The 24,906-nt window shown below is 55.9% G+C and carries 22 protein-coding genes; 11 read left to right on the top strand and 11 right to left on the bottom strand.

What is annotated here, in order from left to right:
- The first annotated feature begins 12 nt into the window (after positions 1-12).
- Together CFII64_RS26380 and CFII64_RS26375 are read left to right on the top strand one after the other, a co-directional pair.
- Positions 13-957 (top strand): LysR family transcriptional regulator, encoded by a 945-nt coding sequence (locus tag CFII64_RS26380; protein ID WP_020293927.1) that lies wholly within the window; start codon positions 13-15, stop codon positions 955-957.
- Positions 954-1,571: a UbiX family flavin prenyltransferase gene (locus CFII64_RS26375; RefSeq protein WP_020293926.1), complete on the top strand. Its 618-nt coding sequence runs from the start codon at positions 954-956 to the stop codon at positions 1,569-1,571. Before CFII64_RS26380 ends, CFII64_RS26375 begins: the two co-directional genes overlap by 4 nt.
- Positions 1,572-2,409: 838 nt before the next feature.
- On the opposite strand, the gene CFII64_RS26370 is transcribed toward CFII64_RS26375, so the two are convergent.
- From CFII64_RS26370 to CFII64_RS26360, 3 genes are read right to left on the bottom strand one after another with little or no spacing between them, the layout of a single operon-like run.
- The gene (locus CFII64_RS26370) at positions 2,410-3,324 is read right to left on the bottom strand and encodes a LysR family transcriptional regulator (protein ID WP_020293925.1); all 915 of its coding nucleotides are present in this window, start codon (positions 3,322-3,324) and stop codon (positions 2,410-2,412) included.
- Positions 3,325-3,340: 16 nt separating this feature from the next.
- On the bottom strand, positions 3,341-3,736 hold the full coding sequence (locus CFII64_RS26365) for a DUF1330 domain-containing protein (RefSeq protein ID WP_020293924.1): 396 nt from the start codon (positions 3,734-3,736) through the stop codon (positions 3,341-3,343).
- Between the two features lie 57 nt (positions 3,737-3,793).
- Entirely contained in the window at positions 3,794-4,135 is a 342-nt protein-coding gene (locus CFII64_RS26360; protein ID WP_020293923.1) for a putative quinol monooxygenase, read from the bottom strand.
- Between the two features lie 336 nt (positions 4,136-4,471).
- Here CFII64_RS26360 and CFII64_RS26355 point away from each other — a divergent pair, with 336 nt between their 5' ends.
- The 4 genes from CFII64_RS26355 (at position 4,472) to CFII64_RS26340 (ending at position 8,459) form a co-directional block, all read left to right on the top strand.
- On the top strand, positions 4,472-5,404 hold the full coding sequence (locus tag CFII64_RS26355) for an NAD(P)-dependent alcohol dehydrogenase (protein WP_020293922.1): 933 nt from the start codon (positions 4,472-4,474) through the stop codon (positions 5,402-5,404).
- A gap of 2 nt (positions 5,405-5,406) precedes the next feature.
- Positions 5,407-6,111 (top strand): YafY family protein, encoded by a 705-nt coding sequence (locus CFII64_RS26350; protein WP_020293921.1) that lies wholly within the window; start codon positions 5,407-5,409, stop codon positions 6,109-6,111.
- A 319-nt stretch (positions 6,112-6,430) separates the two neighbouring features.
- Positions 6,431-7,117, top strand: coding sequence for a response regulator transcription factor (locus CFII64_RS26345; protein ID WP_020293920.1), 687 nt, complete (start codon positions 6,431-6,433; stop codon positions 7,115-7,117).
- The gene (locus CFII64_RS26340; protein ID WP_020293919.1) at positions 7,086-8,459 is read left to right on the top strand and encodes a HAMP domain-containing sensor histidine kinase; all 1,374 of its coding nucleotides are present in this window, start codon (positions 7,086-7,088) and stop codon (positions 8,457-8,459) included. The genes CFII64_RS26345 and CFII64_RS26340 overlap by 32 nt, the downstream gene beginning before the upstream one ends.
- A gap of 36 nt (positions 8,460-8,495) precedes the next feature.
- On the opposite strand, the gene CFII64_RS26335 is transcribed toward CFII64_RS26340, so the two are convergent.
- From CFII64_RS26335 to CFII64_RS26320, 4 genes are all read right to left on the bottom strand, one after another.
- Positions 8,496-9,773 (bottom strand): ABC transporter substrate-binding protein, encoded by a 1,278-nt coding sequence (locus CFII64_RS26335; protein ID WP_020293918.1) that lies wholly within the window; start codon positions 9,771-9,773, stop codon positions 8,496-8,498.
- Between the two features lie 589 nt (positions 9,774-10,362).
- Positions 10,363-13,452 carry an efflux RND transporter permease subunit gene (locus CFII64_RS26330; protein WP_020293917.1) on the bottom strand — a complete coding sequence of 1,030 codons (3,090 nt, stop codon included), beginning with the start codon at positions 13,450-13,452 and terminating at the stop codon, positions 10,363-10,365.
- On the bottom strand, positions 13,449-14,558 hold the full coding sequence (locus CFII64_RS26325; protein ID WP_020293916.1) for an efflux RND transporter periplasmic adaptor subunit: 1,110 nt from the start codon (positions 14,556-14,558) through the stop codon (positions 13,449-13,451). The genes CFII64_RS26330 and CFII64_RS26325 overlap by 4 nt, the downstream gene beginning before the upstream one ends.
- Before the next feature lie 75 nt (positions 14,559-14,633).
- On the bottom strand, positions 14,634-15,248 hold the full coding sequence (locus tag CFII64_RS26320) for a TetR/AcrR family transcriptional regulator (RefSeq protein ID WP_020293915.1): 615 nt from the start codon (positions 15,246-15,248) through the stop codon (positions 14,634-14,636).
- Positions 15,249-15,334: 86 nt separating this feature from the next.
- On the opposite strand from CFII64_RS26320, the gene CFII64_RS26315 reads away from it, so the two are divergent.
- Together CFII64_RS26315 and CFII64_RS26310 are read left to right on the top strand one after the other, a co-directional pair.
- Positions 15,335-16,795, top strand: a complete 1,461-nt coding sequence (locus CFII64_RS26315) for an efflux transporter outer membrane subunit (protein WP_020293914.1) — start codon at positions 15,335-15,337, stop codon at positions 16,793-16,795.
- 50 nt (positions 16,796-16,845) lie between these two features.
- Positions 16,846-17,631 carry an SDR family oxidoreductase gene (locus CFII64_RS26310; protein ID WP_020293913.1) on the top strand — a complete coding sequence of 262 codons (786 nt, stop codon included), beginning with the start codon at positions 16,846-16,848 and terminating at the stop codon, positions 17,629-17,631.
- Between the two features lie 105 nt (positions 17,632-17,736).
- On the opposite strand, the gene CFII64_RS26305 is transcribed toward CFII64_RS26310, so the two are convergent.
- From CFII64_RS26305 to CFII64_RS26295, 3 genes are all read right to left on the bottom strand, one after another.
- Positions 17,737-19,008 (bottom strand): OmpP1/FadL family transporter, encoded by a 1,272-nt coding sequence (locus tag CFII64_RS26305; protein ID WP_020293912.1) that lies wholly within the window; start codon positions 19,006-19,008, stop codon positions 17,737-17,739.
- Positions 19,009-19,080: 72 nt separating this feature from the next.
- Complete coding sequence (locus tag CFII64_RS26300; protein WP_256208188.1) at positions 19,081-19,419, bottom strand: acyl-CoA thioesterase domain-containing protein; 339 nt, start codon at positions 19,417-19,419, stop codon at positions 19,081-19,083.
- Between the two features lie 310 nt (positions 19,420-19,729).
- Entirely contained in the window at positions 19,730-20,350 is a 621-nt protein-coding gene (locus CFII64_RS26295; protein WP_020293910.1) for a TetR/AcrR family transcriptional regulator, read from the bottom strand.
- A gap of 294 nt (positions 20,351-20,644) precedes the next feature.
- Between CFII64_RS26295 and CFII64_RS26290 the strand changes: the two genes are divergently transcribed.
- Positions 20,645-22,201 (top strand): Fic family protein, encoded by a 1,557-nt coding sequence (locus tag CFII64_RS26290; protein ID WP_020293909.1) that lies wholly within the window; start codon positions 20,645-20,647, stop codon positions 22,199-22,201.
- A gap of 2 nt (positions 22,202-22,203) precedes the next feature.
- Here CFII64_RS26290 and CFII64_RS26285 read toward each other — a convergent pair whose 3' ends face one another.
- Complete coding sequence (locus CFII64_RS26285) at positions 22,204-22,686, bottom strand: Lrp/AsnC family transcriptional regulator (protein ID WP_020293908.1); 483 nt, start codon at positions 22,684-22,686, stop codon at positions 22,204-22,206.
- Positions 22,687-22,830: 144 nt separating this feature from the next.
- On the opposite strand from CFII64_RS26285, the gene CFII64_RS26280 reads away from it, so the two are divergent.
- Positions 22,831-23,466: a LysE family translocator gene (locus CFII64_RS26280; protein WP_044901704.1), complete on the top strand. Its 636-nt coding sequence runs from the start codon at positions 22,831-22,833 to the stop codon at positions 23,464-23,466.
- Between the two features lie 187 nt (positions 23,467-23,653).
- Positions 23,654-24,898, top strand: coding sequence for a multidrug efflux RND transporter periplasmic adaptor subunit MexE (gene mexE / locus CFII64_RS26275; RefSeq protein WP_020293906.1), 1,245 nt, complete (start codon positions 23,654-23,656; stop codon positions 24,896-24,898).
- Positions 24,899-24,906: the final 8 nt, after the last annotated feature.

Here is a 24,906-nt window from a genome sequence, read left to right as displayed (position 1 = left end):
GGAAAAATCGCCATGGAGCTGCGCCAACTGAAATACTTCACCTGCCTCTACGAAGAGGGATCGGTAACAAGGGCTGCGCAACGTCTGAATATCGTCCAGCCCGCGCTATCAATGCAGATTGCCAAGCTCGAAGAGGAACTGGGACAAACACTGTTTGAGCGCAGCTCCAAAGGCATGCACCCAACAGAAGCCGGTGATCAGGCCTACCGGCTGTTCATGCCGATTCTCGGGCAGTTTCTCGAAGCACGACAAACGCTCATCGACCGTAGTGGGCAGATCGGCGGGCGGGTGCATGCCGGTCTGATTGCGTCAGCGACCAATCATGCGCTGGCAGCAACACTGGCGCACTTCGTCGAGTACCATCCTGACGTGCAACTGTGCGTCACGTCAGATTACAGCCAGGAGCTGATCGACAAGGTATTGGCCGGAACTCTGGACTTTGCTGTCATCAATCAAAGCTTTCAGCACGACCACCTGCACTGCCAGGACATCCTCAACGAAGAATTGCTGGTGGCCGCTGGCGCGGCACGCCGGCTCAATTGCCCCGTGCCGATTCCCTTGACTGCTCTACAGGACCTCAAACTGGTGCTGCCCTCAAGACGACACGGATTGAGAATCGTCATCGACCAACGAATGGCGGCTGACGGACTTGAGCTCACGCCGCAACTGGAGGTGGATGACTTAGCTGTGATCGAAGAGTTTCTGCGGCGTAGCGACTGGGTCAGTATTCTGCCCGCCACCGTACTGCAGCGAGGTTTACATCAAGGGGCATTGCGTGCCTATCCCCTTGCCGCTCCTGGCATCAGCCGTCGGATGATGTGTGTACATGACGTGCGCCGTCCGCTGACCCCGGCGGCATTATTATTTATCGAAGTGATCGGCAAGACCCTGACTTCCGCTTTGAGCACCATTCCTTATTACAAAGAGGGTTCACAGCCCTTGGGAGAACGCATATGAGCGATAGCCGCCCACAGCGATTGATCATCGGGATTTCCGGTGCCTCAGGGGCGATTTATGGCGTGCGCCTGCTTGAATTGCTGCGCGATACGCCGATCGAGACGCATCTGGTGGTCAGTAAGTCCGCGATGATCACCCTCGCCCACGAAACCGATATCAGCTGGACACAACTCAAGGCCATGGCCGACGTCAGTTATTCCAGTCAGGACATTGGTGCCGCTATCGCCAGCGGATCATTCAAGACCATGGGTATGATCATAGCGCCCTGCTCCATTCGAAGCCTGTCCGAGATTGCCAGCGGAGTTACCTCCTCCCTCCTGACCCGCGCCGCCGATGTAGTACTCAAGGAGCGCAGACGCCTGGTCTTGATGGTTCGTGAAACCCCATTACACCGCAATCATCTGCGTAGCATGGCCGAACTGGCCGAGCTTGGAGCCATCATCTCGCCCCCAGTGCCCGCCTTCTATGCACGCCCCAAGAGCCTGGAGGAAATGATCGATCACACCGTCGGAAGGGTACTGGACATGTTCGACATAGAGCTGGGCATTGTGCGTCGCTGGCGTGAACAGGCCGAAGACGTTTTAACCCTTGACGAACTGAACGGCTGCACCTGATCAATCGGTGAAAAGGTGAGGACGACGTGCTAAGTAACCATACAACGCGCTTGCTAACATTGCGGACGCCCAATCGGCAGCACTTACGTCCCGCCAACGGCTGGTCGGTTGGAGGGGTAAAAATGCTAAAAATAAAAAAGGGGCCGCGAGAAAAAAGCTGCAACCCCTTGAATTAAATGGCCGGGACGCAGCGAGTCGAATACTCGATCCCTAGCACCCCATACATGGGGTAGGCAGATATGCACGGGGCCAAGGCGGAGATACTCTAAGAGTTGAGATCCTTGGCGCGGCCCAGGTTGCCAAATTCCTGTGCTTCGCACGCAGTTATCGCATAGGGGCCAAAACCGACCTGCTCCGATTAGGCTTGTTGCACCTCACCGCTCATGCCGGCGTCATTGTTGAAAGCCCGGCTGTCCCCAAAGCCCCATCGGCAAACAGTGGTTGCGCATCTTGTGGATTGGCGTGATACCCGAGGTTATGCTCGAGCACGGGCATTGGGCGCCAACGCACCGCTGGCCGCTATGGAAATGGCCGATCAAACCTTCATCTCAAACAACCATAGACTTATTTACGCGAAGAAACCTCAAGCCCACACCGAACCCCAAACGAAATACACTGATCCACGCACTGCCAGACTTGAGACCGTGGGAAATCGCCATTCGCGATCGCCCGCGCACCCGGTGCGAATGGGGGCAAAATTGGGGGCACAATTAGTTTTTTTCGGGCTGTAAACACCGTGCTAGAGCCAAGTCAAAATGTTTTTCGGCGATCCGGATAGTCTGTAGGTGTCGTCGGGCAGGCTGTTTGATGGTTTGAAAGGGATGCCGCGCGGAGCTATTCAGTCTTCTCCCACTTGGGGGCGCCGGGGATAGCGCAGTGCTTCTACCAAAAGGCTGAACGCCGGTGAGGATTGAAGGCGACTGGGGTAATACAGGTGGAATCCGGCGAACGGCGGGCACCAGTCTTGCAGCACCCGAATCAACTCGCCCTTGTCAATGTGCTGCAGAACCAGTGTTTCCGGCAAATACCCCAACCCCGCCCCGCTCCGGCAGGCATCGAGTGTCTGATAAACGCCATTGACGACGAGCTGCCCACTGACTTGAATATTCTTGGTAGTGCCTTCTTTTTCGAACTCCCAAGTATAGATACCGCCATGGGTGGGGAATCGCATGTTGATGCAGTTATGGCTGACAAGTTCGTCGGGTTCTCCAGGCGGTACATGTAGCGCGAAGTAGGCCGGCGTCGCTACGACGGCCATGCGCATGTCAGGGGCTATCCGTGTAGCGATCATCCCCTCTCCAACCGTGTCGCCATACCGGACGCCTGCGTCATAACGGTCGGCTACGATGTCGACCAGTCGATAGTCACAGTTCACCTCAACGTTGATGTCCGGGTACCTCGCCAAAAAGGTTTCCAGCACTGGCCATAACACCGTATGAAAGCTGAAGTCTGCCGCAGTGATCCGCAGGGTGCCGGCGGGCTTTTCTCGTAGGCCCAGCAAGCTCTGAAAATTGGCCTCCATGGCCTCGAAGTGAGGGTTCATGCTGTCGTAGAGCGCCTGTCCGGCATCGGTCAATGTGACACTGCGTGTGGTGCGGGTTAGGAGCCTCATCCCTAATCTTTCTTCGAATGCCTTGATGGTATGGCTCATCGCAGATTGAGACACTCGCAGTTGTGAAGCCGCTTTGGTGAAACTTCTTTCTCGCGCCACTGCAATGAAGACCAGTAGGTCGTTCGCGTTCTCGCGCAGCATTTTGCTACTCCCTTGACTATTGCGCTGATACCCCCTCGATCAAATAGACATCTGTCTTGGCTGAACGCTGGCGGATTTTCCTCAGCTCGGTGTACTCCGCCGAGTTATACCAAGCCCGGGCTTGTTCGACGCTGGCAAACTCAATGACAACACGGCGACGTTTTGGCGCTAAACCTTCAAGCGAAATGGTCTTGCCGCCACGCACGATGAAATGCCCACCATAGGGTTTGAAGGTTGCCTCCACCTGCGCACTGTAAGGCTTCATCCCCTCAGGATCGGTGACCTCAAACTCGGCAACATAGTAGGCCGGGGCTGTTGCAGACAAGGCTTCTGATGCCATTACCCGGCAACTACCTGCTGCAAAAAACGCCAGGCCCGCGATTGCAAGTGCCATGACCTTCACATTTTTCATCACTTCCTCCATTGAAAGACCAAATTGTTCGGCGCACCGACCGGCCCCTTAGATCGATCATCGACCGGGCTGGGCGCTGAGTTGAACCGGATCGGTTTCAATCAGCACTCTGGACAGGATCATCGGCTGGGTCGTTGTCACATACTTCTGAAAATGCGCGGACGCAATATGGCTTCGATACGCCGCTTCATCGGCATAGATCTCGAAGAAGTGCAGCCGGTTCGGGTGTTCTTTTTCCGCGACCGAATAAATTGCCAGCACTCCCGGCTCAAGACGAACGGAATCAGCCATTTCCTCTTTGACTGCAGCGTGATAGGCCGCCAGTTGCGCAGGATCAATCACCAGTTGCGCAATACGCACGACTTGTTCTGCCGGCGGTGCGGCGAGCACTGATCCCATCCAGAGGCAACTCATGACAACAGTGGCGTGCAGGGCTGATATCCGCATTCATAGATCTCTGATAGTTATTAGCGAAGTCATGCTACAGCGCACGCGCCAAGAGTATTCATGAGCAGATCAGATAACTGTTATGAACCCAAAACACTTCGCGGGCAGCGTCAGCCCAACCAGGATCAAAGATTGCAAAGACGCCAACCCTATGCGCTCTAGGGACTCAACGCGCATTGCTGAGCCCTGCTCGCTATTTCATTGAATGGTGACAAAAACTGACCGCCTTGGCCTGTAGATTCCGCCCGGTGACTACCCCAATCGTATGCCGGAGTTTGGAGACGCATCATGAAACGCATTCAGTACAGCAGATATGGCGGGCCAGAGGTCATGCAGGTTCAGGACTTCGAACTGCCTGCCCCAGGCAAAGGTCAGGTCGGTGTCAGCGTCAAGTTTTCAGCGATCAATCCCATTGACTGGAAGCTGCGGACTGGGCAAATGAAGATCGTTACCGGTAGGAAATTCCCTCGCGCGATGGGCATGGATTTCTCCGGCAGGGTTATATCGGTCGGCGCAGGTGTCACGCGATTCAAGGTCGGGGATGCGGTTTTTGGACTTGCCCGATTTAAAGAAAGCGGAGCGTTTGGCCAAGCCGTTATCACAAAAGAGGCGTTTTTAGCCCATAAGCCTGATGATGTGTCATTCGAGCACGCCGCCTGCCTGGGTACTCCAGGTATAACCGCCTGGAACGGCCTTATAGACAAGGCCAGGCTGCGAGCCGGCCAGCATGTCTTCGTCAATGGATGTGCCGGAGCCGTAGGCGAAGCGGCTGTACAAATAGCTCTGATGCAGGGGGCCGTCGTCTCGGGCAGTTGCAGCGACAGGGACATGCAGCTAGCACAGTCGTTGGGTATGGACACTGTTTATGATTATCGGAACATGCAGCTATCAACTATTGCCACTCGATTCGACGTGGTTTACGACACCGCGGCAACGCTGCCGATATCTGAAGGCGTTGCGACACTGAAATCGGGCGGCGTATTTCTTGATCTAAACCCTGGCCCAGGTAAGTTTGTCCGCGCTTTTTTTGATCGCAGACTCAAAATGATTATCGGCTCACCGCGCGCCGAGATATTGGATCAGCTTGCCAAGGCTGCCAGTGAGAGGCGCTACAACGTTCGGGTAGCAGAAACCGTGTCGATGTCCGAGGCGACTCGACTGATCACTGAGCTTGAGAAAGGCCGTAAGCTCGGCGGTAAAGGTCTCATCGCGATGGAGTAGACATGGCCAGGAGTCACCGTTTGTTTGAGCTAATGCAAGTGCTGCGCCGACATCGTAGAACGGTGTCGGGCCAGACGCTTGCGCGGGAGTTGGGCGTTTCATTACGCACCATACGTCGCGATGTGGTGACCTTGCAGGGGATGGGCGCCGACATCGAGGGTGAGCCGGGCTTGGGTTATATTTTGAAACCTGGCTTTCTGTTACCCCCGCTGGCATTTACAGAAGAAGAAATACAGGCGCTTGTAGTCGGTGCCCAGTGGGTCAGTCGTCAGACAGACGATAAATTTGCCTTCGCGGTAAAGAACGCGCTGGCCAAAATTAACGCCGTGTTGCCTCTGGATATGCGTCACACCTTTGACGACGAAACATTCTACGTGGGCGCCCACTCCAACCTTTCCACTTCAATCGACCTGAGTGAAGTCCGGTTCGCATTGCGCGACCAGCGCAAACTGCTTATCACCTTGTCGATAACCCACGCACCTGCAGATAAACAAATTGTCTGGCCGATCATGCTGGGCTTTATCGACGCAAAGCGCTTCCTGTCGGCGTGGTGTGAAGCGGACAACCGGTTCCGCGTGATAGCTATGGATGACATCGCAAAACTGGAAGTGCTTGCCGAGCGCTACAGTCGTAACCGACGCCAGCTCATCAAGGAATGGCGAGCTCATGAGATCTTGCCTTGTAGCGGCTCCGGCGAGGTGTGCTGATCGGAGGAATAAAAGAGGTCGGACGCCTGGGTGAAGGTTACCGATACGCCACACAGGCCGCATCAAGCGCAGTTGTTCAGTGCGCCCCAAATCCGGATGAGTCAGTAAGGGGCCAGTAAGAGAAAACAGCCGAAGATAACAGAGTTTGCAGCTTGGCGATTCGTGAGGCTCCATTCACTGTAGCCAATCGCCCAGCTGATCATTGTTTCGCATTGAGTAACGTCAAGATGTCTAGCCTGTGCGCTCTATTGAAATGCCTGCCCGTTCCGGACCGTTCTGCGAAAATCATTTCGCGGGTCGACTATGTGTGCCTGTTCTTATGAGTCGTATTCTTTTGGTCGAAGACCACGAACGCCTGGCACATCTTATTTGCAAAGGCTTGACGGCCTCTGGAATTGCCGTTGATGTCATTAGCCGCGTCGACAATGCGTGGGCGGCCCTCCAGCAGCTTCCTTATCAAGCGCTGGTTCTTGATCGAGGTTTGCCGGACGGGGATGGGCTGATTTTGCTGCGGCGCTTGCGCGACGCGGGAATGGGGCTCCCCTGCCTTGTCCTGACGGCAAGAGATGCGCTGCACGACCGGGTCGAGGGGCTGGACGCTGGCGCCGATGATTATCTACCCAAGCCATTCGCGATGGACGAAATGGTGGCTCGAGTGCGAGCACTTCTGCGTCGACCTGCCGAACACCGCCCCTTGGCGCCTTCCCACGGCGAACTCAGTGTGCAACCCGATACGGGCATGATGTGCAATGCCGATGCAAGCATCGCCCTGGCGCCTGCGGAAATGCAGATCATGTTGCTGTTACTTCGCAAGCCAGGGGAGCTCGTCCGTCGTAATGCAATTGAGGCTGCCGCATGGGGACTAGGTGACGCCGTGACACCGAATGCTCTGGATGTGGCGCTCCATCGAATTCGCCGCAAACTGATATCCATCGGCTGCCCTCAACGAATTGTTAATTTGCGAGGTCTTGGATATGCGCTACGCCAATGCGATGTGGCGCCATAGTATTAGCTTCAAAATGCTGCTTGCCTATGTCGCGGGAGTGCTGTTGAGCATCCTCCTGATCGCGTCAGCGGCACTCGCCCTGATCGTTTCAGAAAGCGATGTTTTCCTGACCGCGGATGTGACCGAGCGTACTCATGAATTGGCAAGCAAACTTCAGTTTGATAGCGCTGGCACGCCTATCGGGTTCGATAGCAGCCAGGACAATCGAATCTGGAGCTATAAAAGCCTGGGCCAGGAAATCGGCTACCGAGTGCTGGATTCCGCTGCGAATGTGAGATTGACGTCCACTGAGGATAAATTCTGGCCTTCTAACATAGGCATTGCCCGATCAGAGAGCGGAGCATTCAACTTCGAGCGTGAAGGCCTGCTGATGTACGCTGCAACGTCCTCTGTCGAGCATGACGGCAGAACCTGGTACTTGCAGTTTGCGGCCAGTAAGAGATTGATGGAGCTGCTCCATGTCGGGTTCGCCTGGCCGTTCATGGGGGCTGGCATTGTCCTCTTCAGCCTGGTATTGCTTTTTGTATTCGGCGGCTGCGCATACGTTACGCTGGGCTACACGCTTAAACCTTTACGTGAGATATCGGAGTCTGCGGCCGCAATTTCCCCTCGGTCTCTGCATTCCAGATTAGAGGTCAAAACTGTGCCATCCGAAATAGCACCGCTGGTGGCCAGCTTTAACCGTACGCTTGAGCGCTTGGAGCATGGGTACCGTGTACAACAGGATTTTCTGGCAACCGCTGCACATGAACTGAAAACGCCTCTGGCACTGATATGCGCACAAATCGAATTGATGGAGCAGAGCGAAGGTCGCCGTTCACTGCTCAGCGATGTCGCCCACATGACGCGGCAGGTTCAACAACTGTTGCTTTTGGCCGAAGCCAGTGAGGTACAAAATTACAGCCTTGCAGCCGTTAATACCCTGGATGTTGCAAACGAGGCCATCTTTTATCTGCGACGTATGGCCGACGCAGCGGGCGTCCGCCTCATTCTGGTAAACAGTACTACTACGCTGTGCTTATGGCAGGCCGACCGCAGCGCCCTGTTTACGCTACTGAAAAACCTGCTTGAGAATGCTATCCAGCATGCACCGCCGGGCACTGAAGTCCATTTAGCGCTTGATGAAAACTCCCTGACTGTACGTGATTGGGGCGCTGGTGTGAGGCCAGAGCAGCTATCGCAGGTATTTGCTCGTTTCTGGCGCGGTGCTCATCGACGCGACCATGGTGCCGGATTAGGCCTGACTATTTGCCAAGAGATTGCGCGGGCGCACCGATGGACACTTTCTGCCCGAAGAGCGGAGCCTGGCCTGATCGTTTGCTTGTGTCGATCGGAAAGCTGATCAGCCAGCTCGAAGGAGGCCGGATCAGCTTTCCGGTTACCTCAGCGATTCAGTTGCCTCTGCGTGATACTGTAGATCGTAGTACTTTCCAGCGTAACTTAGAATTTTTTGCGGTTTTCCATACTCACTGCGTAATGCGAGAACAGTCTCAACTCCCGAAATATCCAATTCAGCACGTGGATCAAGTCCATCTTGCTGGACCAACAGCATTTCATAGGTTTGGCCAACCATGGTTCCTGATAAGTTCGGCATATTTTTACTCAGGATCGCTATTGCTTCGGCCCTGTTTGTTGGGTTACGGAGCCACTCGACAGCCTGCATATACGCGCGAATGTAGCCGACTAATTCGACGTGATTGTGTTTCGCCCAATCGCGGCGCGCAGCACCGACCGATGCTTGATAGTGGCCCAGTACGTCTTCCACATTGGCAAGTACATTGAAGCCCTTTTGTTGAGCGGCCGCATGTAATGGCGAGATTAGAAGCGTGCCGGCATATTTATGTTCAACTAATGTCTGGTAACGCTGACGCAACCCACCCACGCTGACAAACTCTACATCCGCCGCCCCTAGGCCGCCTTCCTTCAATAACTTGCGGAGCACGAATGAGTAGCCTGTGGTTTGAGCATCCACTGACAGTTGTTTGCCTTTGAGGTCGGCGTATTTTTTTATCTCCGGCGAGGTCACCAGCCGGAGGAAGCCTTTGTTGCTGGCGCCCATGAAGGCGAACAAATCCGCGTTGCGCTGCGTACGGACTTCACCTTGCCCTTCTGTATAGGCAATAACATTGTCGATGCCAGTCATCGCGATGTCGAAATCTCCTTCAATGAGTCCGGCTAGCTGAAATTTCGAATCAGGGGTTGGGGTCAGTGAAACGGTTATTCCGCTGCGGCTAAAATAGCCGAGTTCCTGGGCTACCCAAATAGGCCAATCATGAGGAGACGGGAACGACACAACGGATATCGGTGCCATTTTTCGATCTCTTGCAGGTAGCGCATTTTTAGTTAAATCAGAGACCTGAGTGCATTTCTTTGCCCGTTGTTCCTCAACCAGCAGAACTACCCTTTTATCAGCCTCATTCTCGACACTTGCCGCGTTGAAGTAACGCACGCCAATAGCGATGGGAATGATGACCTTCCAAGAACCACGCCTCGCTTGAGCTGCATTCTCACGAGTAGCGCGTGCCTGATCCAATTGATTGACGATTGCAGGACAATCCAGCGACGAAAACACAGACTCCGACATTTCGCTTCTTGGGATGTTCGCGCAACCCGTTACAACCAGGGCAAGTGAAAACAACAGGAGTAGTTTGGACATTAGCCTTCCTTTTAAGCCGAAGCGGGTCACTCCCGACCACAGAGGTGGAGAGTGCGCTGAATTTCATCAACTTGACGAGGTACTCGCGGTGACCTCGGTTGGGATGAGATACAACTTTAGGACGAGGCGCCTTACCAGATACTTACCGAGCATGTGCTCTTGTGTCGAGCATACCTATCGATGATGGGGTCGTAGTAAACCAACTTGTAAGGTGGGCTCCAGACGAATCGCTCCATAAGCGAATTCTCGTCGACAATCCCAGCCGGCTCCACGCAGAAACGGGCGAACTATTTGGGCCCGATTCGGATAACAGTCCAGCAAGAGGCCTGACATCCAGGATAAATTCGAATCCCATCGCCTCCGCCACCTTTATATGACAAGGCCCTGATTATTCAGGGCCTTGTCGTTTCTGGCTTTTGAGAAAAGCCTACCGCCCCACACGCTGGATGGAGCATTGTTTTTCTGAGCGGCTAGCTTTTCGAATGGTCTTGTGTCCTTGCACTTCTGAAGTAACGATTAAGGCGCAATGCTCTGCGTGCAATTGGGGGATGGGAATTCTGGTGTCACCCTCTCCCCCAGGATCAAACGCTTATGTCAGCGTCGCTGTATGAGTTTCGCTCTTCTGCTCTGGGCGGATCTTGAACCAGATGGAGTACATCGCTGGCAGGAATACCAGCGTCATAATGGTTCCGACAAACGTACCTCCGATCAGTGTGTAGGCCAGGGTCCCCCAGAAGACGGAATGGGTCAGGGGGATGAACGCCAGGATTGCTGCCATCGCTGTCAGCAATACCGGGCGGGCCCGTTGTACCGTGGCTTCGACTACCGCATGAAAAGGATCCAGTCCTTCTTGAGCGTTGTGGTGGATTTGCCCAATCAGAATCAGCGTATTGCGCATCAGAATGCCTGAGAGGGCGATCAGACCGACCAGAGCGTTGATACCAAAGGGTTGCTGGAAGATCAGCAATGTCGGCACGACACCAATCAACCCCAGCGGTGAGGTGAGGAACACCATGATCATCGCCGAGATTGAGCGGACCTGAAGAATGATGACCAGCAGGGTCATGGCAATCATGATCGGGAATAGCGGCAACATTGCTGTACCGGCCTTGCCCGACTCCTCGATTGCACCCGCTTGCTCGATCCGATACCCATCCGGGAGTTTGTCGATGATTGGCTGCAGCTCCTTCACTATCGCGCTCGAAACATCCGGCGGCTGCAGATCCTCGGCAATATCGCCTCGTACGGTGATGGTTGGTGTACGGTCACGACGGCGAAGGATCGGATCCTCCATGCGTACATCGACCTCCCCTACCTGGGACAATGGAATCCGCTGACCCGCCGTACCTACCAGGGTGAAGCCTTCGATTCTGGCGGGATCGAGGCGGATATCGCCTGCCGCACGCCCGATCACCTGCACCGACCGAATGTCCTCACGCACCGCCGTGATGGGTACGCCCGCCAGCAGGAATTGCAGTTGCTGCGCAACCGCGCTTGACGTCAATCCCACTGCCTGCAAGCGATCCTGGTCCAAAGTAAAATGCAACGTCGGCGTCAGCGGGCCCCAGTCAGTGTTGACGGTTCTCATCATCGGACTGGCCTGCAACACGTCCTGCACCTGGCCGGCGATTTCGCGGAGCTTTATGGGGTCAGGCCCCATCACCCGGTAGGCAACCGGAAATGGCGAGTACGGACCAAACACCAGTTGGGTGACCCTGACCCGTGCTTCCGGCGCGAGGCCCTCGGCAGCTGCTTCACGGATACGGAACTTGAGGACTTCACGGGCCTCCTGGCTGTCCGTCAGCACCACGATTTTCGCGAATGACGGATCAGGCAGTTCCGGCGCCATCGCCAGATAGAAACGCGGCGCACCTTGCCCGATATAGGCCGTGACGATTTTTGCCTCATCCTGCTTTTGCAGCCAGGCCTCTATCTTGGCGGTGGTGGCGCTGGTCTGCTCAATGGAGGTTCCATAGGGCATTTGCACTTCAATCAATACCTCAGGGCGGTCCGAGGTCGGGAAGAACTGCTTCTTGACCAGGCCCATGCCCAGGATCGACACGACAAACAAAGCGATGACGGTACCGGCCACCAGCCATTTGCGCGCAATGACCTGCGTCAACACCCGTCGGAAGCGGTTGTAGTGCCGGGTGTTGTAGATGGCTGCGTGACCACCTTCAACCGTCTTGATGTTGGGCAACATCTTCACGCCAAGATACGGGGTAAAGAATACGGCAACCACCCAGGAGGCTATGAGGGCGATGCCGACAATCCAGAACATGTTGCTGGTGTACTCGCCTGCCGTCGACTGCGCGAAGCCATTGGGCATAAAGCCGATCGCCGTCACCAGGGTACCGGACAGCATCGGCGCGGCTGTATGACTCCAGGCGTACGCGGACGCCTTGATGCGGTCGTAGCCCTCTTCCATTTTCACCACCATCATTTCGATAGCGATGATGGCGTCGTCCACCAGCAGGCCGAGCGCCAGAATCAACGAGCCAAGGGTAATACGGTCAAAATTCTTCCCCGTGGCCTCCATCACCACAAACACCACAGCCAGCGTCAACGGTACAGCAGCCGCCACGACAACGCCTACACGCCAGCCCATGCTGAGAAAGCACACCAGCATCACCACGAGCAGTGCGACGAAAAACTTGATCATGAACTCGCCGACGGCCGAGTCGATATTCACCGATTGATCGGTGACTTTGGAAAGCGCCATGCCCAGCGGCATGCTTTCATTGATCTTGACCGTCTCCGCGTCCAGCGCCTTGCCCAGATCCAGGCCGTTCCAGCCCTCACGCATCACGATCCCCAACAACAAGGCATCTTCACCGTTGTTGCGTACGAGAAAGGTTTTGGGGTCTTCATACCCACGTTCAATCGTCGCCACGTCAGACAGTTTGAGCGTGCGTCCCTGGAGCGTAACGGGGGTATCCCGAATCTTCTGCAGCTTATCGAAGGCGCCATCCAGACGGAGGAATACCTGGGGCCCCTGCGTTTCGATCGAGCCGGCGGGCGTGAGCACATTCTGATTGTTCAGCGCGGCAAAGATGTCCTGAGGGGATACGCCCAAAGTGGCCAGGCGATCATGGGAAAAGGAGACAAAAATACGTTCGGGCTGCTCCCCGATAATATTGACCTTCTTCACACCCGGCACGTGCAACAGGCGCTGACGCAACGACTCAGCATCACGTACCAACAGTCGCTGTGGCTCACCTTTGGCTTTCAGGGCCAAAAGGGCGAATGTCACGTCCGAAAACTCGTCGTTGACCATCGGCCTGATGACACCCGCCGGCAGTTTGATGGCCTCATCATCGAGCTTTTTACGCGCCTGATAGAACTCCTCCTGCACCTGCGACGGCGGCGTGCTATCAAGCAATGACACCATCGTGAACGCCAGGCCAGGACGGGTGTAGGTTTCCGAGCGATCGTACCACTTCAGTTCTTGCAGACGTTTTTCAAGTGGCTCTGCGACCTGATCCTGCATCTCCTGCGCAGTAGCCCCCGGCCACGCAGTGATGACTGTCAACTGCTTGACCGTGAATGGAGGATCCTCCGCGCGCCCCAACTGGAAGAACGACAAGATGCCCGCAACGGCAATCAGGAAGATCAAAAATACCGTGATTGAGCGCTCGCGTACTGCGATCGCCGAAAGATTGAAACGGCCCTCGCTCATGGATGACTCCCCGCGACCTTGACGTCACCCTGTTGAGCCAGCCTCACCTCCTCACCCTCGCGCAGCAGATGTGCGCCCAAGGCCACAATAGGCTCGCCCTCCTTGAGGTCGCCGGCGACCCGTGCTGAGTCGTCGCTCAAGCCCAGGACCTGAACAGGTCGCCAGGTCACTTTCGCCGGTGTACCGGCGATGACCCACACGCCCGTGCCCTTACCTGGATCAAAAACAGCCGCGATAGGGACTTGCAACGCCTGCCCCTGCGCTGAGCCTTCAGCAATCCGCAGCGTGACGGTGGAACCAATCGGCGCATTCCCCAGCGCCCCTTCCAGCACATACCGCGCCTCGAAGGTGCGCGTCATACGGTCCGCCGAGTCTGAAAGCAGCCTGAGCTTTGCAGTAACAGCACCAGTGGTGTTGCCATAAAGTGTCGCCTGGGCGGTGGACCCTGCTGCCGGGCGCAATGTCTCGGGCAGGTGCACGATGGCTTCGCGCTGCCCTGCCCTCGCCAGCCGAACCACAGGTTGCCCCGGGCTGACGACTTGACCTGGCTCGGCAAGCGTTTCCACTACGACGCCGTCGGTATCCGCAACCAGCACCGCATAACCAGAAGCATTGCGTGCCACATCCGCCTGCGCTTGCGCGGCGCCAAGTTGCGCCTTTGCGGTATCTGCCGACGCTTTAATCTGGTCATAGGCCGATGCAGAGATCGCGCCTGCAGCGACCAGATCACGATATCGCGCCTCGTCATCCGCGGTCTGCTTGGCTCGGGCTCTCGCGGCAATGACCGACTCTTGTTGTGCCCGTGCTTGCAACCCCAGGTCAATGGGGTCCAGGCGCATGAGCGGCTGGCCACGCTTGACGGTCTGGCCGGTGTCAACCAGACGCTCAAGTACCTTGCCTGAAACCCGAAACCCTAAATCGCCCTGAATACGGGCAGCTACAACGCCAGTGAAAGAACGCGAGATATCGGAAGAAACCTGAACCGCTGCGGACCTCACCAGAGGGGCTTGCGTGCGCGGATCTTCAGCGGTGGATGAGTTACCACACGCCGTCAGGACAAGAGGCAGCAAGCAAGCAGCAATAGGGGCAGGTCGAAGCCGGCGCATAGATTCCCTTGATTCAATAATAAGAAGGAAGCTATATTTTTAGACCTGTGACCCTTTTTGTCAATGGTCACATGCTCAGGGGATCAAACTACGCAATATCAGTTCAGAAAGATGCCCCGCACCCTCCTGAGCGACCTGCTGGTTGTATTGCAATAGCACCGGATTGATATAAGGCTGCATCACCAGATAGATGCCGCTGACCACCTCATCAAGCGGTGTTTTGCGCTCGAACTCCCCCGCCTCCCGTCCTGCAAGAATGATGTGTGTGACAAGCTCCCGAAGACACTCCTCATGCCTGACTATCGACGGCCACCGCTCCCGCGCGGCAACGGCAGCAACATCGTAGAGTTTACGATCATGGAAGAACAGATCGTTGCCAGCCGCTTCAAGCCCATAGAATAGGGCGCTCAGCTTGTCGGAAGCCGTCGACGCACCCAACACCGCCGCGTCGACAGCCCCCATAACGTCGGCAAGCCGATTCGCACAGATCACCTCTCCGATTGCCTGCTTGGAATGGAAAAACCTGTAGATATAGGCCTTGGAAAAACCGATGGATCTGGCGAGATTGGACACCGTGGTCTTTTCATAACCGTAACATCCGAAGTGCCCGGTAGCCGCCTCGACAATCTGATCACGGACACCGTGTTCCGACGGTCCACGCAAGCGGGATGAGTGTTGGTTATCAGTCATTTTCAACTTGGCTCAATAGCGTCAATTGACAGATAGTGACCATACAGTATTATGGTCACACACAACATTCGATTCAAGGAATCTCAATGCCCTCCCTTCGCCCCATCGCTCTTTTGGTGAGCGCCAGCTTGATAGCCGGTTGCGCGGTCGGTCCGGACTATCAGCGTCCGAACGCGCCGCTTTCCGACCGATATATGGGTCAGGCCTCTGTTGAACAAAGGCGTGGTGCGACGCAGGCCAGTCTTGTAGCGTGGTGGAAAGGCTTTGGTGATCCACAGCTAGCCGAATTCGTCTCTAAAGCACTTGAGCAGAACCTGGACCTGGCACAAGCGGCGGCGCGAGTCACACAAGCGCGGGCAGGACTAGGCGCCGCTAATGCCGCGTTACTGCCCTCGGGAAACATCAGGGGTCAGGCTGCGCGCTCCTATCAGTCAATCGAGACGCCACTCGGCCAAGTGTTGAATTCAACACCTGGCTTTGATCGGTACGGAAGCTCCTACGAGCTCAACCTGGATGCGAGCTGGGAGGTGGATGTTTTTGGCGGACTGCGGCGCGGACGGGAGGCCGCACTGGCCGAGTACCAAGCCTCCGAGGCTGGAGTTGCTGCCACAGGCCTGGCCATCGCTGCGCAGACTGCTGATATCTACATCACTGTCCGGGGATTACAGGCCCGACTGGACATAGCAAATCGACAAGTCAAAACGCAGGAGGCGCTATTAGAGAAAGTCCAGCTGCTCTATGGCAAAGGGCTCGCCGCCAGCTATGAGGTTCGCCAGACGGAGGGCGCGCTGTCGCAAGTCCAAGCGACAGTACCGGCCCTGCAAACCGGTCTGGACGCCGCCATGAATGCGCTGGATGTCATCCTCGGCACGCCACCAGGCACACATCGAACGCAATTGGCGAGTAAGGGCAACATTCCTCTGGCGCCACAGCCAAAAGCCACGGGAACACCCGCCGATTTGCTGCGCCGCCGGCCAGATCTCATTGTGGCTGAGCGCCGCCTTGCGGCCTCCAATGCACGCATCGGGGAGGCAACCGCTGAGTACTACCCGAAATTTTCACTTAGCGCATTGCTGGGCAGTGCAACGGCCGTGTCCAGCGGCAACCTTTTTTCCGGTGGTGCCAGCCAGTCGGCAGGCGTATTGGGTTTGCGCTGGAGGCTCTTCGACTTCGGTCGCATAAATGCCCAGATTGACCAAGCCAAGGGGCAGGAAGCCGAAGCCCTGGCCGCTTACCGCCAGTCTGTGCTACGCGCCACCGAGGATGTCGAAAACGCCTTATCCGCGCTGGTGAATCGGGAGGTTCAAGCAACCACCCTCACCACTGGAGAGAACTCTCTGACACAGGCTCGCCAATCGTCGTTCACCGCCTATGAAAAGGGTACAGCCAGCCTGATCGATGTTCTGCACGCCGATGAGACCCTGCTGCAAGTTTCCGATGCCCGGGCGCAAGCCCAGACAGAATCGGCTCGGGCTGCGGTCGCGGCGTTCAGAGCGCTGGGCGGTGGCTGGCAACCTCCTGAAACCCAGCCTGTGGCGACTCGATGAGCGAGCCTGTTGCAGAACCACACAATAGAAACAAGCCGGAGAACATTACAATGAAGTCGAGCGAGAATTCCTGGGTACTCATTACCGGCGCATCAAGCGGTTTCGGCAAAGAGTTTTCACGACAGTATGCAGCACAAGGAAGATCGTTGATCCTGGTGGCGCGCAGGCTGAATGAGCTGGAAGCGCTCGCGGATGAATTGCGCCAGCGTTACGGCATTGATGTGTTGGTACAACAGGCAGACCTGTCCTCGATTAATGCGATTATCGATCTACATCGGTATCTGCATGATCGCAATATTGTCGTCGATGTATTGATCAATAACGCGGGTCACGGCCTGCAAGGAGCGTTCCTGGACGAACCCCTGGAAAGCTCCCTGGCCATAATCGACTTGGATGTTGCCAGCCTGACCGCGATGACCCGCCTCTTTGCTGAAGATATGCGAGCCCGGCGCAAAGGACATATTTTGATGGTTGCCAGCCTGCTGTCTTACCAAGGCGTCAAAAATTTTGCCGTTTACTCCGCCGCCAAGGCTTATGTGCTGAGATTCTCCGATGCGCTTCATCGCGAACTCAAAGGTAACGGTGTCATCGTCACGGCGCTCTGCCCAGGCATGTCTGACACTGGCTTTGCAACAAGCGCCAACCAAACGATCACACCCACTCTGAAAAGGGTGATGATGCAACCCCAGCCCGTCGTACAAGCAGGAATCCGCGCACTGCAAGCGGGACGAATGAGTGTGGTGCCCGGTTTCGGCAACAAGGCCATCAGCGTCCTGACCTGGGCCACGCCTCGTCGGTTTCACCAAGGGCTTATGGAGCACGTGATGGGCGTCTGAGCGCGTGATAAAGCAGAGCTTTTCCCGACGGTTAAATATTGGGGAATGCTCTAGACGACCGGAAGCAACGCCGTACTTCCGGCCGGTGTGTGGAACAGCAGCAGATCAGAATCGATAACTGACAGATGCTCCAAGACCGCTCGCACTGTTCTTATACTTGGAACTATAGGCGCCCCTGGTCGCAGAGACGTGGTTGATCTGAACACTTTCTTCCCACAGATAAGAATAAGCGACATCGATCGTGACATTGTCTACCGGGGTCCAGCCTGTTCCTACGCTAAGCACCTTCCGGTCGCCCGTAGGAATGCGTGGCCCTCGATCGATGTTATTGGTGGGCGCCTGATCAACCGACAAGCCAGCACGAAGCACCCACTGATCATTTAGCTTATACGCCGCGCCGATAGCGTGAGCCCATGTATCACGCCAGTTCTGCTCTTCGGTGACGGAACCCAGTTGAGCACTCAATAAAGGAGGTAACCCCTGAGTCTTGCTGGTCAATTCTTTGAAGCGGCTCCACCGAGTCCAGGTACTCCCCGCGTATAAGGTCCAGTCATCATTGAGTTGATGAGTCAACGACATGTCCACTGATTCTGGAGTATCCACATCCAACGAAGCGTCATAGCTGCGACCACTCACCCCTAGCACGCTAAAGAGACCGTCGGTAACCTTGGTCTTGGCATCCAGGCGGTAGCTAACCTTGGAATGGTAGGTCATCCCCAGACGGGTTCGGTCTGTTGCCTGCACCAAAATACCGACGTTGAAACCGAGCGCCGTGTCATCGCCAGTGCTTTTAAGTTTGCCGTCATTGCGACCAGGGCTAAGCGGATTGGGCACCATTCCAGACAGTTCACCGCTGATACGGTTGATGGTGGGACCGAACCCGATTGAAACTCTATCGTTAAAGGCATAGCTGACGGTGGGCTGAAACGTAAGGGTCGTGACTTCACTTTTGTTGGCATAGTATCGGCCAGCAAAACCGCTGCCGTAATCGGTCATCAGACCAAACGGCACATAGAAACCCACACCGAATGCCCAATGCTCATCAATAGGCTTGACGTAGTACCCCATAGGTACAGTGGTCGTTGGCACCATGTCGCCGTCTTCCTGACCGCCAAATGTACTGCGCGTATGGCTTATATCTGACTTCGCGAAAAGCGTCGCGCCCCCCACGCTGACCTGCTCGCTTTTCAAGCGAGCCATACCCGCCGGATTGCCGAAAACCGTGCTCGCATCCTCAGCGGAAGAAGAACGCCCGGCAAACCCGGAACCCATCCCACTGATGCTTTGTTCATTGAGCGCAAAACCGCTCGCTAAAACATTGGAAGAAGCAAGCACGACAGCAAATCCGAGTGGACTCTTGAGCAAAGTTTTTTTCATTATTAAAACTCTTCGTTATTACCGGAAGGAACCAGCAAAAATAGTTTTGTTATTGGTTTTAGAACGTTGGTATCAAGTAAAAACTTCCACAGTCTGGCGCACCCAAAGGACCCGACGACCGCGCTCGCCGCATACTTCCATATCCTGTAACGAGTAACCCTCCTGAGCCTCTTGACTGAAAGAGTTGATAAGAAACCACTCACCAATAACGGCTGGCTGCGGTAGATCTATCATCCAGGCTGCAGAACTGAGAGCGGCAGGTTCGGTGAAGCTCGTCCCGACCGCCGGAGGCAAACTGTCGGCAGGCGCGTTCAAGGCGAGCGCAGGGTCTACGCCCAGCGCATCGATGTGGCGCACCACATCAATAGTTGGGATTTCCTGCACCAGACACGTGTAACGAACCGCCTGCACGACGTATCCCAAAGTTATAGCCGCAAGCAAGTCCCACCTTTTAGCTCAAGTGTGGGGCACTGAGATGGACCATCCACGCGGGAACGAACCAGTAGCAACCTGCTCTTGGGAAAGGCGTACGACAAACGGCGACGCTGAATCATGGCGATTCCTTTAAAGCTGATGCGCCATGTTTATTCATGTGACGTTTTATGTCAATAGTCACTATTCAGTCGAAGTTTTACCGTTCGCTAGCTCATTGCAAGAGCTGAGACCGAGATTCGATAGGGATTGCCTGGCTTCCAGGCTGCGCGCAATGCTCAGCCCGGAATCAGGGCATGAGGCTACGCAATATCAGGTTAGAGGTGAGCGTGGGGGCCGTCTCAACGAAGTCGAGATTGTATTGCAGCAGCAAAGGGTTGACGAAAGGCCGCAGCGCAAGATGTATGGAGTCCACCGTCTCATCCAATGGCGTTTTACGTTCGAATTCGCCGCTTTCCCGTCCTTCACGCACAATCTGCAAAACGAAGCGTTTGATCCGGGCGTCGTAAACCTGTGAACTTGGCCAGCTTTCTGACGCCGCAAACGCTGCGATGTCATAAAGTTTTCGGTCATTGAAGAACAGGCTGACACCTGTGGAGATCAAGGTTTTGACCAAGCGTCGAAATCGCTCCGTCGACGAAATCCCATCGACATTCATCGCCTGCTCAACCGCTGCAACAATTTCCGCTAGGCAATTTGCGCAGATGGCCTCACCGATGGCCTGCTTGGAATCAAAGAACTTGTAGATATAAGCCTTGGAAAACCCGATGGCCTTGGCCAGATCGGAAACCGTGGTTTTGCTGTAACCGTACTGGCTGAAATGCTCGTTGGCCGCCGCGACAATCTGATTTCGAATGTCATGATCGGCTGGGCCCCGAATGCCGGGCGAAGATATTGATGGCTGGTTCATGCCTGTAGCTTACGCATCCACGTGATGATTGACAACGCATGACTATTTCGTAATGTAGTCACAATTAGCTGACAAATAGGTCAGCCAGCATGCTGTATCCGTCGCAATGGTACCGAGCGGGTCAATAAAGTAGGTGAGCAACGGAATCTACGATTTTTATCATTTTAAACATGAACAGCTAAATAATTATCGAATTCGAGTGCCCGTTAGCGTTTTCACAGCTAGCCGATTATTATTTTCGCGTACTATCCTTTGAGAGTTATCATTTTTTAACGCTCATTAGAGAATTCGACGATGCAAGTAGGTTTCAAGGCTCTCGCTGATCGCTACGCAATCGCGCTGGCACAACCCCTGCGTGTCGAATCGGTGATCGGTACGACGCGCAGGAGTCGCGAGGCTAACGGACACGTCGAGAACAAGTACCCTGCCAGCTACCAGCCGGCGGACGACTTCGCAGGGCATTTCGAATTTGGGCTCAAGTACGAAGAAATTCACCTTGAGTTTTTTTCCCGCCTGTTTGCAGCTGTGGGTGCCGCGCCGGTGGAAGCCTGGTGTCGGCAAGCCCCTTTTGGCCAGTACGCCCGCCGCACGGGATTTCTGTATGAGTGGCTGACCGGGCAGCATCTGGATGTGCCGGATGTCACCAACGGTGGCTACGTCGATGCCATTTCTTCGCAGCACTATCTGACCCGCGTTGAGCCGCTGCGGGTGCGGCGCTGGCGCATCAACGACAATCTGCCCGGTGTGACGGCGTTCTGCCCCCTGATTCGGCGCACCGAGACCGTGCAGCTAGCACTGCAATTTGACGTGGATGCTGCACTGCGCGAGTTGAACCAGACCTTTGGTGCCGACATTCTGATCCGCACGGCCAGCTGGCTTACCTTCAAGGAGTCGCGGGCGAGCTTTCTGATCGAGAAAGAGGCAGACAAGTCCGACAGGATCCAGCGGTTTGCCCACGTGATCGGCAAGTACTGCGGTCATATCGACGATCCATTGAGCAACGCCAGCCTGCGCACGTTGCAAGCCGGGATCCTGGGCGATGATGCTGTCGGACTGGGCCTGCGGCGCTCACCGGTCTTCGTGGGACAGGCGACGATGCGTGAGGACATCGTGCATTACATCGCGCCGCAATTTGAGCAGATACCGCAATTGCTCGAGGGTCTGAAGGCATTCGAGCTGGCGACACGGGGCGCCGAGCCGCTGGCTCGGGCAGCCGCGCTTGCTTTCGCTTTTGTGTACATCCATCCCATGCGCGACGGCAATGGCCGGATCCATCGTTTCTTGATCAACGATTCTCTGATTCGTGATAAGGCTGTGCCCGATGGCGTGATCTTGCCGGTGTCGGCCACCATCACCAGTTCAATCGATTTCCGGGCGCGCTACGATCGTACGCTTGAGGTGTTTTCCCGGCCATTCATGCAACGCTACGCAGCGTCCCATCGGTTTGGCGAACTCGTCGTCTATGAGGACGGCACTTCGAGCAACCTGGTCTTCGATGACTATGACGACGCGCAATTCGCATGGCGCTATCCCGATTTGACCGAACACGCCCTGTACACCGCGCAGGTCGTGGCGCATACGGTGCGGACCGAGATGGCTGACGAGGCTCGCGTACTGGTGATTTTCCAGCGCGCTCAGGAACGGCTCAAAGAGGTGCTCGAAATGCCGGATCAGGACGCAAACCGCATCATTCGCTCGCTCAAGGAAAATGGCTGGCAGGTATCCGGCAAATTGAAGAATGCGTATCCGCAGTTGGATGACGCTCACCGGGCGGAACGCGTAGTGGAAGCCGTACGCTCCGCATTCGAAGACCGGGAAGTGGGGAGCAGCGAAGGGTTGACTGCGCAGTGAGATTATTGCGTCGCGTGTGGCAGATGCCCCAAAGGGATGGCTGCCTGCGCCTTGACCGTGGCAATCGCGAAATTGCTCCGAATGTCCCTGATGCCCGGCAGTTTCAGCAGCGAACCGAGTAGAAAGCCCTCGTAGGCCGACAAATCCGGCACCAGCACCTGCAAAAGAAAATCAGATTCGCCGGAAACAAGGTGGCACGACACCACCTCGGGCAAAAGAACCACCGCATTGCGAAAGGCGGTCCATGCCTCGTCATGATGGCGCTCCACTTTCACTCCCACGAATACGGTCAGCCCCAAGCCAATGCCGGCTCGATCCACATCGGCGTGATAACCACGGATGATGCCGGCCTCCTCAAGCAGGCGTACACGACGCAGACAAGGGGACGGTGACAGGCCCACTTCTTCCGCGAGCTGGACGTTAGTCAATCGGGCATCGCGCTGAAGTGCGCCGAGAATACGTCTATCAAGGTTATCAAGTTTCATATTGGCATAAACTCAACTATCTAGAATGTTAGATAGCATGATATGCCAATATCTGACCTTTCGACGACGCACATCGCAACATGCCAGATTCGATCAGAAATTATAATTCTGTCTTCCTAATTGAATAGCGGGCGGCTTGCAGGCATGGCGAATCTTGGAATGTTCATTGGCGCACTGTTCGTCGTTTTTCTCGTACCAGGGCCTGACATGGTGTTGTTGCTGCAGACCTCCAGCACCCAGGGACGCGGACAAGCAATAGCGACCGCGATAGGTCTGGGTCTGGCGCGCGCGGCCCACGTCACGTTGGCAGCGGCAGGTCTTGCGACGCTCCTCAAAACGGTGCCCTGGGCTTTTGAGCTGGTCAGAACGGTCGGAGTGGCGTATCTGGTCTGGCTGGGAATCAAGCTGGCGCGTGCCTCATCCCTTGCCCCGCAACTCTCGGTGGCAACTACCGACGCATCATCGAAAGCCTACCTTGCCGCCGTCAGGCGTGGCTTGTTGACGAATATCACCAACCCTAAGGCGCTGCTGTTCTGTTCAGTGTTGTTGCCGCAGTTCGTCCAGTCCGACGCTGGCAGCGTGCCCGGCCAATTCTTGTTGCTTGGCGTGGTACTGGTGATGATCGGATTGCTGTTCGATTTCATTTATTCGATGGCAGGCGTAGCGTTGGGCTACTGGATAGAACGGCATCCCGTGATGCAGACTGTGCAGCGCTGGACGTTCGCAGCGGCACTTATCGGGTTCGGCGCCCGCCTGGCTCTGGCTGGCAGGCCGCAGTAATTGTCAGACTGATTTTCAGCCGAGTGATCCAGGGGTAAGCCGGGCACTTTGATCCTCTCCGATTGTTACCGGTTGGAGGACGGTCAATATCATTCCGGATGATATTCACCTTTGGTTCATTCGATTCGTGCAATAACACCCCTCAGAACAGAATCCGCCCATCTCAATACTATCGGCGGATTTTCCAATGGCTCAGACATTCAATCATTTGCGCTACCCACTCGCCGCGTTGGCCCTGGTGGTAATCAGCGCCTGCGGTCGGGCGCCTGAAGCGACGATGGCCCCGGCAGCTGCCAAAGTCAGCGTCGCCAAGGTGCTGGAGCAACCGATCAATGAATGGGACGAGTTCACCGGACGCCTCGAAGCGCCGGAAACCGTGGAAATCCGCCCTCGGGTCTCCGGCCAGATAGATTCCGTTGCCTTCACCGACGGCGCCCTGGTCAAGAAAGGCGATTTGCTGTTCCAGATCGATCCCCGCCCGTTCCAGTCTGAAGTTCGCCGTCTCGAAGCCCAGCTTCAGCAAGTCCGCGCTACGGCTACCCGTACTGACAATGAAGCTCAACGCGGCGAACGCCTGCGCACCAACAACGCAATCTCAGCCGAACTGGCTGATTCGCGGACCACCAGCGCTCAGGAAGCTAAAGCTGGCGTCGCAGCTATCCAGGCCCAACTTGATCTGGCCCGTTTGAACCTGAGCTTTACCCGCGTGACCTCGCCGATCAGCGGACGCGTCAGCCGTGCGGAAATTACGGCCGGCAACATCGTGACCGCTGACGTCACGGCCTTGACCAGCGTTGTGTCCACCGACAAGGTTTACGCCTACTTCGACGCCGACGAGCGCGTATTCCTCAAGTACACCGACCTGGCACGCAAGGGCCAACGCGGCCAGACCACGCCGGTATATCTGGGGCTGTCCAATGAGACAGGCAATCCCCACGAAGGCCAGATGAACTTCGTCGACAACCAGGTCAATCCGAAAACCGGCACCATTCGTGGTCGGGCCGTCTTTGATAACGCCGATGGCAGCTATACCCCAGGCTTGTATGCGCGGCTCAAGCTGGTGGGCAGCGGCACGTATTCCGCGGTGCTGATCAACGACGAAGCCGTCGGTACCGATCTGGGCAAGAAGTTTGTCCTGGTCATGGACAAGGACAACAAACCGGCTTATCGCCCGGTTGAACTGGGGCCGAAGGTCGAAGGCTTGCGCATCGTGCGCAGCGGACTGAATAAAGACGACACCATCGTCGTCAAAGGCCTGCAGCGTGTTCGTCCCGGTCAACCTGTGGACCCGGAAATGACGCAAATGGCCAGCGCTGAAACCCTCGCCGCTCTTCTCAAACAACGCCAAGCCCTCGAAGCCAGCAACCTGCCGCAAGTGACGCCGCCTAAAGTGGCCGTCAAAGTCGCCAGCACTGCTACGCCACGCGGTTAAGGGACTAA

Source organism: Pseudomonas sp. CFII64 (genome assembly GCF_000416235.1).
GTDB lineage: Bacteria > Pseudomonadota > Gammaproteobacteria > Pseudomonadales > Pseudomonadaceae > Aquipseudomonas.
This window is presented reverse-complemented; position numbering and strand designations above follow the sequence as displayed.